General features: G+C 42.9%; 8 protein-coding genes and 1 tRNA gene. 4 read left to right on the forward strand and 5 right to left on the reverse strand.

Annotated features, from left to right (window positions below; translation table 11 throughout):
* Positions 1–427: TIGR00366 family protein (locus ABYB02_RS10785; protein ID WP_372762463.1), on the forward strand; the 427-nt coding region annotated here is incomplete at its 5' end.
* Positions 428–467: 40 nt separating this feature from the next.
* On the opposite strand, the gene ABYB02_RS10790 is transcribed toward ABYB02_RS10785, so the two are convergent.
* The gene (locus tag ABYB02_RS10790; protein ID WP_372762470.1) at positions 468–1,484 is read right to left on the reverse strand and encodes a metalloprotease; all 1,017 of its coding nucleotides are present in this window, start codon (positions 1,482–1,484) and stop codon (positions 468–470) included.
* A gap of 187 nt (positions 1,485–1,671) precedes the next feature.
* Here ABYB02_RS10790 and ABYB02_RS10795 point away from each other — a divergent pair, with 187 nt between their 5' ends.
* Complete coding sequence (locus ABYB02_RS10795; RefSeq protein WP_372762464.1) at positions 1,672–2,904, forward strand: EAL domain-containing protein; 1,233 nt, start codon at positions 1,672–1,674, stop codon at positions 2,902–2,904.
* 4 nt (positions 2,905–2,908) lie between these two features.
* Here ABYB02_RS10795 and ABYB02_RS10800 read toward each other — a convergent pair whose 3' ends face one another.
* Positions 2,909–3,997 (reverse strand): CNNM domain-containing protein, encoded by a 1,089-nt coding sequence (locus tag ABYB02_RS10800; protein WP_372762465.1) that lies wholly within the window; start codon positions 3,995–3,997, stop codon positions 2,909–2,911.
* A gap of 85 nt (positions 3,998–4,082) precedes the next feature.
* Between ABYB02_RS10800 and ABYB02_RS10805 the strand changes: the two genes are divergently transcribed.
* A complete protein-coding gene (locus ABYB02_RS10805; protein WP_372762466.1) occupies positions 4,083–6,578 on the forward strand; it encodes a prolyl oligopeptidase family serine peptidase in 2,496 nt (831 codons plus the stop codon).
* Positions 6,579–6,742: 164 nt separating this feature from the next.
* Entirely contained in the window at positions 6,743–7,435 is a 693-nt protein-coding gene (locus ABYB02_RS10810; RefSeq protein ID WP_372762467.1) for a response regulator transcription factor, read from the forward strand.
* A 16-nt stretch (positions 7,436–7,451) separates the two neighbouring features.
* On the opposite strand, the gene ABYB02_RS10815 is transcribed toward ABYB02_RS10810, so the two are convergent.
* The 3 genes from ABYB02_RS10815 to ABYB02_RS10825 all read right to left on the reverse strand — a co-directional run bounded on the left by ABYB02_RS10815 (position 7,452) and on the right by ABYB02_RS10825 (position 10,270).
* The gene (locus ABYB02_RS10815) at positions 7,452–8,963 is read right to left on the reverse strand and encodes a YifB family Mg chelatase-like AAA ATPase (RefSeq protein WP_372762468.1); all 1,512 of its coding nucleotides are present in this window, start codon (positions 8,961–8,963) and stop codon (positions 7,452–7,454) included.
* Between the two features lie 35 nt (positions 8,964–8,998).
* On the reverse strand, positions 8,999–9,613 hold the full coding sequence (locus tag ABYB02_RS10820) for a trimeric intracellular cation channel family protein (RefSeq protein ID WP_372762469.1): 615 nt from the start codon (positions 9,611–9,613) through the stop codon (positions 8,999–9,001).
* Between the two features lie 580 nt (positions 9,614–10,193).
* Positions 10,194–10,270: transfer RNA gene (locus ABYB02_RS10825), tRNA-Met, on the reverse strand.
* Between the last annotated feature and the right edge of the window lie 78 nt (positions 10,271–10,348).

Here is a 10,348-nt window from a genome sequence, read left to right on the forward strand (position 1 = left end):
GATTCCAAGTGGTGCGGGCATTGTAATTCAGTTTCCATTTTATGCCGGCATTATGGCGGTAATGGTCGATACAGGGTTAGCACAACAAATATCACAGGGGTTTATTGCGGTCGCCGATGCTGATAGCTTGCCATTTTTTAGCTTTATTAGTGCCGGGCTAGTTAATATGTTTGTGCCTTCGGGCGGCGGACAATGGGCAGTACAAGCGCCAATTGTAATACCTGCTGCACAAGCATTAGGCGCCGATATATCACGCGTTGCCATGGCGGTAGCGTGGGGCGATGCGTGGACGAACTTAATTCAACCCTTTTGGGCATTGCCGGTACTAGCTATAGCCGGTTTAAAGGCCAAAGACATTATGGGCTTTTGTGTGGTACAATTGTTTGTAACAGGGGTGTTTATATCATTGATGTTGAGCTTTTATTAAAACGAATACCTGCGCAGCAACTACGCTGCGCAGGTAAATTTTAGCTCGATAATATCTTTACCGGTAAGCTTAAAATAGCGTTTTCTGAGTCAGCAAAATGCATCATCACCGCCACATGCCCGGCAACCACCAACGCATACATGACCGCTGAAAAACCTTGGCCATATTTATCTAATGGCAATAAATGCGAAGTGTGACGGCCACGCCATTCAAATACAATTTCCAGTGCACCAATAAATAAAAAGAACACTAATAACATTAAGCCAAAGGTGTAACTTAGCCATAAGCCAAACAGCACACCGAGTAAGCATACACTGAGCCCAACCCATGAACGCATTGAAAAACTAATACTTTTTAATACATGGCCGCCATCAAGCGGTAAAATAGGCAGTAAGTTAAATAAGTTCAGCAATGCACTTAGCACTGCAACGCCAGCAAATATTTCCATTTCGGTAGCGTAATACAGCACCACACCCAGCACCGAGGTAAACAAACCAAAAGCAGGTCCCATAAGTGATATCACTACGTCTTGCCAACGGGTGGTTATTTTGTCGTCGCTGACCGCTAACCCGCCAACAAAGGGAATAAGGTAAATACCTTTGGTTTTTATGCCAAAGTATTTCATGGCTCTTACGTGCCCATACTCATGCACTACTAAACACGCTATTAGCATCAGCGCAAATTCAATGCTAAATAACCACGCATACCCAGCAACGGATGCCCCTGCCAGCGCCACTTTAATTACTTTTGCACTTTTAAATAACTTAAAGCCCAGTGCCGCTAAGCCTAACAAGCCTTTTTTTGGGGCCTCATGGTTAACAGCGGGTAACGTCAACTGAGTTGCAAATTCGTGGTTAACAAACAACGCCAGACCTTGCTCATTAACGGCGCTACTATCAATGCCTATTAATTGCTGCTCATGACTAAACTGATAGTAATGCTCACGCGGGGTATCAAAAGCAATGGCTTGATTGCGGTGAAATATTTGCACAATTTTTTGCCCAGACAGCATTAAGGTAAATGGCTGCTCTGCTAGGGTTAACTCTATTTTTATCATCATTAAAACCGGTTAAAACATTGCCGCTAGTATACCTGCTGCGGTTAAAAACTCGAACCTATGATTAGCAAGGGTATAGGTAACACAGCTTAATAGGCTTTGCATAAAGCAATAAATAAAGCTGGCAAATACTGCTGTAGCGACTATTTTTATAGGGATAACATTCTATACATTGAAAGGGAAAGCAGTGAAACCAAGGGTCCCTAATATTTTAGTCATTGATGATTCCAGAGCTATTTTAATTATAATGGAAGCGATTCTCTGCGAATTGGATATGTCAGACACCATTACGACTTGCTTAACTGCAGGTGAGGCGTTAGAAAAAGTAACCGCAGATATAAACTATTACGACGCCATTTTTACCGATCTAAATATGCCGGAAATGGATGGTATGGAGTTGATCCGCCACTTAGGAGAGCTGCATTACCAAGGCGCGATTATTATTATTTCTGAAATGGACCCAAAGGTTATTAGTTTGGCTGCCAGCATAGCTAAACAGCATAATGTACACCTTATTGGCAATCTTTCAAAACCAGTGCAACTTAATCAGGTAAACGCGCTGCTCAATAAAATTGTTTCGTTAAATAGCCATACCCTGCATAAAGAGCCGATCATTTCAAAACAGGCACTTATACAAGCATTACTTGATGATGAAATAACCCCGTTTTACCAACCTAAAATATGTATTGCTAGCTGCACCATAAAAAGTGCAGAAATATTGGCGCGTATTGTTTCAAGTGAAGATGGCAGTATCATTTTGCCTAATCGCTTTATTGCTTTAGCAGAACAACACGAACTGATAGATCAAATTACATTTACCTTGTTTGAAAAAGCCACCAGCGATTTTAAATATATACAAGAGCTTTTAGGTAACGACATTAAGTTGGCACTTAACCTGTCGCCAACACAGCTTGATAACCTTGACTGCCCAAATAAATTATTACTAATTTTAGAGCTAAACCAAATAAAGCCAAGCGACATTATTATTGAAATAACCGAACAAAATGCACTGGCCAGTTTGGCGCAACTTGAAACATTAAACCGCTTAAGAATGCACGGTTTTGGTTTATCGCTCGACGATTTTGGTATTGGCTTTACCAATATGAGCCAGTTGAAAAACCTACCGTTCACAGAAATCAAAATAGACCGAACATTTATTAGCCATATAGATACCGACCAGTTTTCTCAAGTCGTGGTTAGTTCACTGATCGATATATCTAATCAAGAACATTTGGAGCTTGTTGCTGAAGGAGTAGAGCGCCCAGAAGAACTAGCCTATTTAAAAAATTATCATACAAAGCTAGCCATTCAAGGCTTTTTATTTAGCCAACCCAAGTCGAATCACGACTTTATCGATTGGGCTAAATACTGGCTTAAAACATCCAGTACGATTATCAACAACAAACCACCTTATGAATAAGCTGTTAACTATCACCACGTGAATCTTTATCGACTTCACTGTCGACCTCACTGACCAAATGCTCACTGCTTGCTAAGCGCTGCAACCAACGTTGTTTCGCTTCAGCACGCATATTGGTAGATTGATCGCGCTCATCGACTATTTCTAAGCCCATTAACGCTTCAATTAAGTCTTCTAGGGTGACGATACCTTGCACGTCGCCATATTCATCAACCACTAAGCAAATATGCGTGCGCTCGGTGAGTAATGTTTGTAGCAGTGACGACACATTTTGTGAGCTGGGTATAGTGTAAATAGGTTTTACCAACTTACTAATTTTGTATTCGGTACCCAGACGGTGGTACGCCAACATAATATCGTTTTTATGCACAAAGCCGATAATATCGTCACTGTTTTTATCAAATACCAAGATGCGCGAAAAAGCAGATGAGCCATGCTCGTTTAAATACTGGTTTACCGTTAAGTCTTTATGGACTTTAAAAATCACCGTACGCGGGGTCATTAAATCGACTAAGCGAGCGTGTCTAAAGTGCAATAAGTTACGAATTATTTCTGATTCGTCTTGTTGCAAAGCACCCGACTGGCTTCCCAAGTCGGCCATTGCTTCTATTTCTTGGCGAATATAATACGCTTCATCATGCTTACGACTCATTAAGCTGGTCAGTTTTTGAGAAAACCACACTAAAGGTTTTAACACCGCCACCAGTATAGTTAAGCTATTGGTGACACTTGGAGTTAATAAACGCCAGTAATTGGCGCCTAATGTTTTAGGAATGATTTCCGACAACACTAATACCAGCAAGGTCATAATGGCTGATGCGATACCTACAGCCGCATCCGAAAACACCCTCGCGGCTTGAGCACCAACTCCTGCGGCGCCTGCGGTATGCGCTACAGTATTTAACGTTAAAATAGCGGCTAATGGCTGATCTATATTTTTTTTTAGTTTATCGAGTCGCTTGGCAAGTATCGGTTGCTCTTTGTGCAATAACCCCACATAGCTGGGCGAAATACTGAGTAACACCGCCTCCATCACAGAGCATAAAAATGAAATAACAATGGCTGTTACCATATAAACAATCAGTAGTGTCACGTGTTCTCCTAATAAGGCGCGTATAGGGGCATGGTAACAATACATGCTATATTTGGCCAAATACTCTATAAGAATAGGCACAATAATGAAATTTAGCGCACCTTGGCGTAATAAAAATACGCTGTTAAAGCAAGCTCTACTGTTATTAACGCTGAGCAGCTTAAGTTTAACCACCCTTGCTGCTGAGCTGGATAAATCTAAAATGCAATTTATCGGCCCGCTTGGCGAAAATATGCTCTTAAAGCCATTTCAAACAGCGCACGGCGATAGCATCATTAATAATTTATTGCCGCAGTTACAAGCGCCTACAGCGAGCTTTTCGGTGTATGGTAAAAAATACAGTTGGCAGCCGTTTAATAAGGTCAAGGCACTCACACTGGGTGGCTTGCAAGCGCTTAAATTTACCATTGAAACAACCCGTTTTAGCCAAGGCACACTCACTCTAAAGGGCATTGAACAAGGGCAACTATTCATTAATGGCGAGTTGCAACAAGCCGAGGCTAACAGCTACACAGTGGCGTTAAATAATGGCACGCACAGCGTCATTATCATCGCGCAACAAGTAGCGAATTGGCATAATGTGGCGGTGGATTTTGTTGGTAAAGATAGCAGCGATAAAATTACCCTGAGTACTTCGGCTACTAAACGGTTATCGGCCAAGCAGCTCTTTGATGCGCCAACTATTAGTGGCTTATCGTTGGCCCCTGATGCAACACACTACATTACTACAACACAACGTTTTGATGATAAAACCGCCAATCAAGCAATCACGCTCACCGAGCTTAAAAATGCACAGCATCAAACCCTGTATCGCTTTGAATCGCAACAACCGAGTAATTTAATTTGGAGCCCCGATAACCGCTATTTAGTGTACTTACTAAATGGCGAGCTCAAGCAACTCAATCGCAAAAATTTCTCAATAAAAACCTTAGCTAGCAATTTCAGCGAGGCAAGCGGCTTGCGCTTTTACGATCAACACACCCTGCTATTTAGCTGGTCTAAATCTGCAACCAGTAATGACAGCCTCACCAAGCATTATAAAGGCTTACAGGACCGCTGGTCTTACGCACGTAACGTTAAGCACATTTATCTGCTTGATACCCAAAGCGGCTTCATTAAAGCACTCAGTCAAGGTGCGCTCACGCACAGCTTAGAAGACTTTAATAGTCAGCGTGGGAAAGTGTTAATGAGCCGCCCCACCATGGCGATGCAAGCCTCAACCCACCCAGAAACCGAACTGGTTGAAGTCGATATAAAATCGAATAAGCTCACCTCATGGGGAACATTTAACACCTTTAACCTCGCTAAATACAGCAATAAAGAGGTGTATGTGGTTGCAGGCCCAGACTTTAAAAATGGTGCAGGTAGAAACTTACCTGACAACGTACTAGCCAATAACTACGACGGCCAACTGTATTTACTCACTGACGGCGGTAACAAAGTAACGGCACTGAGCAAACAGTTTGATCCGGCCATTAATCAATTGAGCGTATTAAATAATGGCGACGCATTGTTAAAAGTCACCGAGCGAGATATTCAGCCACTCTATTTATTTGATATTAGTAAACGCCGCTTTAAAAAATTAGCTACCGGTTTAGATATTGTTGAGCAGTATAGTTACTCACACGGACGCAATGTTGAAGTGTTGCTCAGCGGCAGTAGTGCTTCATCACCACAACAGTTAAAACGTCTAAACCTCAGTAAAAACACAGCCACTGTGGTGTGGGACTCCAAACCCATTGGCTATGCAAACACCCAGATCCCCGCGCTAGAAGAGTTTAATTTTACTAATCAACATGGCGTTACAATAACGGGGCGTGTTTATCTGCCTAACAATCTCGACAAAAGTAAAAAGTACCCCGCTCTGGTTTATTACTATGGGGGTACATCACCGGTTACACGTGGCTTTACTGGCCGCTACCCGTTTAATTTATGGGCCGCAAATGGCTATGTGGTGTATGTAATACAACCTTCAGGCAGCATCGGCTTTGGGCAAGCATTTTCGGCGCAGCATGTTAATGCCTGGGGTGACCATACCGCCGATGATATTATTGCCGGCACTGAGGCTTTTTTAAATAAATATAACTATGTTGATAGGAACAAAGTGGGTAATTTAGGTGCGTCATATGGTGGTTTTATGACGATGCTGTTAGCCACTAAAACCGATTTATTTAGCGCGTCAATCTCGCATGCGGGCATTGCTAACCTAACGTCGTACTGGGGTGAAGGTTGGTGGGGGTATTTATACTCAGGCGAAGCCTCTAAAAACAGCTTTCCGTGGAATAACCCCAAACTTTACAGCCAACACAGCCCGGTATTTCATGCTGATAAAGTGACCACACCGCTGTTACTTATTCATGGCGACAGCGATACTAATGTCCCCGTGGGTGAAAGCTTAACTATGTACACGGCGCTTAAGTTACTCAATAAAGATGTTGAGCTGATTGAATACAAAGGGGCTAATCATCAAATTTTTGCGCGCGATAAGCGCTTTGATTGGTGGAGCACGATGTTGGCTTATTTTGATAAAAAACTAAAAAACGAGCCACAATGGTGGGACTCAATGTACCCAAGCAACTAGCACTCAACAACTAATTGTTAGCGCCTGAGCGGTTTACGTTTAGGTGCTAATTTTTTACTTCTTGTTTTGTATAATAAAATACCGCTTAAAATAAACACTTCCCTTCTCAGACTTAACTCAATGGTGCTACCATATAGCGCTATAAGCATTCAAAATACAGTATTATGACTATTCATGTTTTATTGATTGAAGACGACGAGTTACTGGTTAAGCGCATTTTAAACCACTTCGCGAATACCGAGTTTAGCATCGCAGTAGACCCTACAGGCGCTGATGCGCTAGCGATTGTAAAACAGCGTCGCGTGTTCTCTTTAGCCATCATAGATATTGTATTGCCTGAACGCGATGGCCTACAGTTAGCTAAAGAATTAAATACGCTCACCGATATTGGCGTGATTTTATTATCGAGTCGAGACTCACAAGCCGATCGTATTGCAGGCCTTGCTCAAGGTGCCGATGATTATATCTGTAAACCTGTCGACTTACTTGAATTAGAGTTACGCATGCGCGCTTTATATAAACGTGTTGCGGTCAATCATCAAGACGACGACAGTGAAGAATTTATAGAATATGCCGACTTTAAACTGCACCCCGATAACCGTACTTTAATTACTACCGCAGGCGTTGAATCGCGCTTAACCGAGGCCGAGCATAAAGTGCTTATTTGCTTGATTGGTAATGCGGGTAAAGCCACTTCACGCGAAAAAATATCGGAAGAAATTGGCCAACCCGACTGGAGTCCTAACGACAGAACAGTGGATGTATTAATCGGCCGCTTGCGTAAAAAACTCAACGATGAGAAAGATCAAAAGCGCATCGTCACCGTGCGCGGCAAAGGCTATATGCTGTCTATTTAAATGAATAATCAGCGTACTAATACTTTGTTAGCTGCGCTAATAAACGTTCAAACGCACGATAATTAAGGGCTTCTTTAAGCTCATTTAAACTTATTTGCGGCGCCCCCTTTAGGTCACTTATAGTACGCGCTACTTTAATTACTCTATGGTATGAACGAGGTGATAGCGCAAGCTTTTCACTGGCTCGTGCTAAAAACTGCAACTCTGCGGGAGCTAATTGGCAATGCACGCTCATTTCTTTATTGTTCAGCCGCGCATTTACTTTACCTTGGCGCTTTAGCTGTAAAGAGTAAGCCGCTTCTACTCGCGAGCGCACTTTGGCACTGGTTTCTTCAGGCTGGCTACTTTGTAATTCAACACTGGTCAACCTAGGTAGTTCTATTTGTAAATCGATGCGGTCGATAAAGGGTCCTGATACCCGCGATAAATAACGCATAACTTGGTCGGGCGTTGCCCGCTTATCGTTATGACACCCAGTAGGGCTGGGATTGAGTGCCGCAATTAACTGAAACTGCGCCGGAAACTCCATTTGCCTAGCCGCGCGTGAAATCGTCACCGTGCCGGTTTCCATTGGCTCACGTAATGAGTCGAGCACTTTACGCTCAAACTCCGGCAGCTCATCTAAAAACAACACACCGTTATGCGCCAATGAAATTTCGCCCGGTTTTGGGTTTGATGACCCCCCTACCAAAGCCACCGCCGAACACGTATGATGCGGATTACGAAACGGTCTTTGCCGCCAATTGGTTAAATCAATTGATTGCCCAATGATGGAGTAAAGCGCGGCGGTAGCAATCGCCTCGTCGTCCGACATAGTCGGCATTATGGTCGCCATGCGCTGCGCCAGCATTGATTTACCAGTACCTGGTGGCCCTAAGAATAATAAATTATGCCCGCCAGCCGCTGCTATTTCTAACACGCGCTTAGCTCCGGGCTGCCCTTTCACATCACTTAAGTCGAGTAAAAAATCCGGTGCTTGGGTGCAATCTGGGTATTCGATATTAAGCGGTAAAGGCTGTTGATTAAGTAAATCGCCCCACACCTCTTGAATAGAGCTAACGGCTTTGCGTTTAACGCCATTAACCAAGCTGGCTAGACTGTCGTTTGCTAACGGCAAAAAACAGCAACGCTGTTGCTCTTTAGCGGCCAATACTGAGGGTAAAATCGCATTCACCCCCCTGATTTCGCCATTAAGCGCCAGCTCACCATAAAATTCATAGTGATGAATATCTGGACACACTATTTGCCCCGAAGCGACTAAAATACCCACCGCAATCGCTAAATCAAAGCGCCCGCCATCCTTAGGAAGATCTGCTGGGGCTAGGTTTACGGTGATGCGTTGATCGGGAAAGCCAAACTTTGAATTTTCAAGTGCACTGCGCACTCTGTCTTTAGATTCTTTAACAGACGCTTCCGGCAAACCAACGATATGAAACGCCGGTAAACCATTTCCTAGGTGCACTTCGACAATGACTTCGGGGGCACTAATACCCACCTGAGCACGTGAATATATACGAGCTAACGACATTCCCTATCCTAGTTTATATTCCTTTAACCTCTAGTTTAGTCAGGATATTTAAAAACATGTAATACGAGGCGCCATTTAATCGCCGCAAAACGCAACAGTAAGGTCATCAGCATGCTTAATATCATCGCCACCTCAACCAGCAACGAAAAGTGAATACATAAGGTATAGACTATACCACCTGCTATACAGGTCGTGGCGTAGAGCTCTCCTTTTAATAGCATAGGTATTTCACGGGCCAGTACATCACGGATCATTCCGCCAAAGCAGCCGGTGATAACCCCCATAATTACTGCCGTCATATCTGGCATACCGGCAAGTAATGCCTTTTGCGTGCCCATCACGGCGAAAAACGCTAAGCCAAATGCATCGGCAACTTGTAAAATATAATGAGGAATTGTTCTTTGTTTATTTATTAGTCGTGTTGTCAGTAACACCGCAGCTAAAATGGCGGCAAAATAGCTTTGATCGTGCAGCCAAAATACGGGAACATTTAAAATAACATCCCTTACCGTACCACCGCCAATCGCTGTTACGGTAGCTAATACTACAACACCAAAGCCATCCATCTTTTTTTCATAGGCCACCAAAGTACCTGAAATAGCAAATACCGCCACACCGATTAAATCAAACCAATGATAAAGCTCTGTCATATTTATTATGTCTCAAAAATAATTTCGCCGTACTAACATCACACCTGATACTTTAACTAGCAAGGTTATTTGTGAAAGTTCGCACAAGTTAACTAACATTACTGTTTAGTATTAATAGTACTAGAAATTAACCAGTAATTCGTTGGCTAGGTTAAAATCGAAGAAAATTTGTTCACGAAAAATTCAAATGCAAAATGATGTAACCTACAACCGTTTATGAAAAGTGAATACTTGAATAAGGTAGACGCACTGAATTTTAGACATAAAAAAACACTCCTAATGAGTGCCAGTTTATATTCTCTACTTTTTATTTCAGTGTTTGCGGGAGCCCGAGTTTATGAAAAGCGAACCGACGACCTTTGGGTTATGTTGCATTCACTGAATTTCAGGCATAAAAAAACACGCTTTAGGCGTGTTGCTTTAATATAACTTTTATTTCAGTGGTTGCGGGAGCCGGCTTAAAGCCACGACCTTTGCTGGCTAATGAAGTGCTGAGCCCGACGCGCTGTTTGACGCACCGAATTTTAGGCATAAAAAAACACGCTTTAGGCGTGTTGCTTTAATATAACTTTTATTTCAGTGGTTGCGGGAGCCGGATTTGAACCGACGACCTTCGGGTTATGAGCCCGACGAGCTACCAGACTGCTCCATCCCGCGCCTGAAATTTGTAGACTTGTTTAAAGTTGCTTACATTACAACTTGGCTTCCAATTAAAGAATTGGTTGCGGGAGCAGA

Origin of the sequence: Pseudoalteromonas sp. (assembly GCF_041613455.1) — a bacterium.
Taxonomy (GTDB): domain Bacteria; phylum Pseudomonadota; class Gammaproteobacteria; order Enterobacterales; family Alteromonadaceae; genus Pseudoalteromonas.

What these genes read in the sequence shown, in the direction of transcription:
- ABYB02_RS10815 (WP_372762468.1), bottom strand. Translation starts at nt 8,963, where the DNA reads ATGTCGTTAGCTCGTATATATTCACGTGCTCAGGTGGGTATTAGTGCC.
- ABYB02_RS10805 (WP_372762466.1), top strand. Translation starts at nt 4,083, where the DNA reads ATGAAATTTAGCGCACCTTGGCGTAATAAAAATACGCTGTTAAAGCAA.
- ABYB02_RS10790 (WP_372762470.1), bottom strand. Translation starts at nt 1,484, where the DNA reads ATGATAAAAATAGAGTTAACCCTAGCAGAGCAGCCATTTACCTTAATG.
- ABYB02_RS10810 (WP_372762467.1), top strand. Translation starts at nt 6,743, where the DNA reads ATGACTATTCATGTTTTATTGATTGAAGACGACGAGTTACTGGTTAAG.
- ABYB02_RS10820 (WP_372762469.1), bottom strand. Translation starts at nt 9,613, where the DNA reads ATGACAGAGCTTTATCATTGGTTTGATTTAATCGGTGTGGCGGTATTT.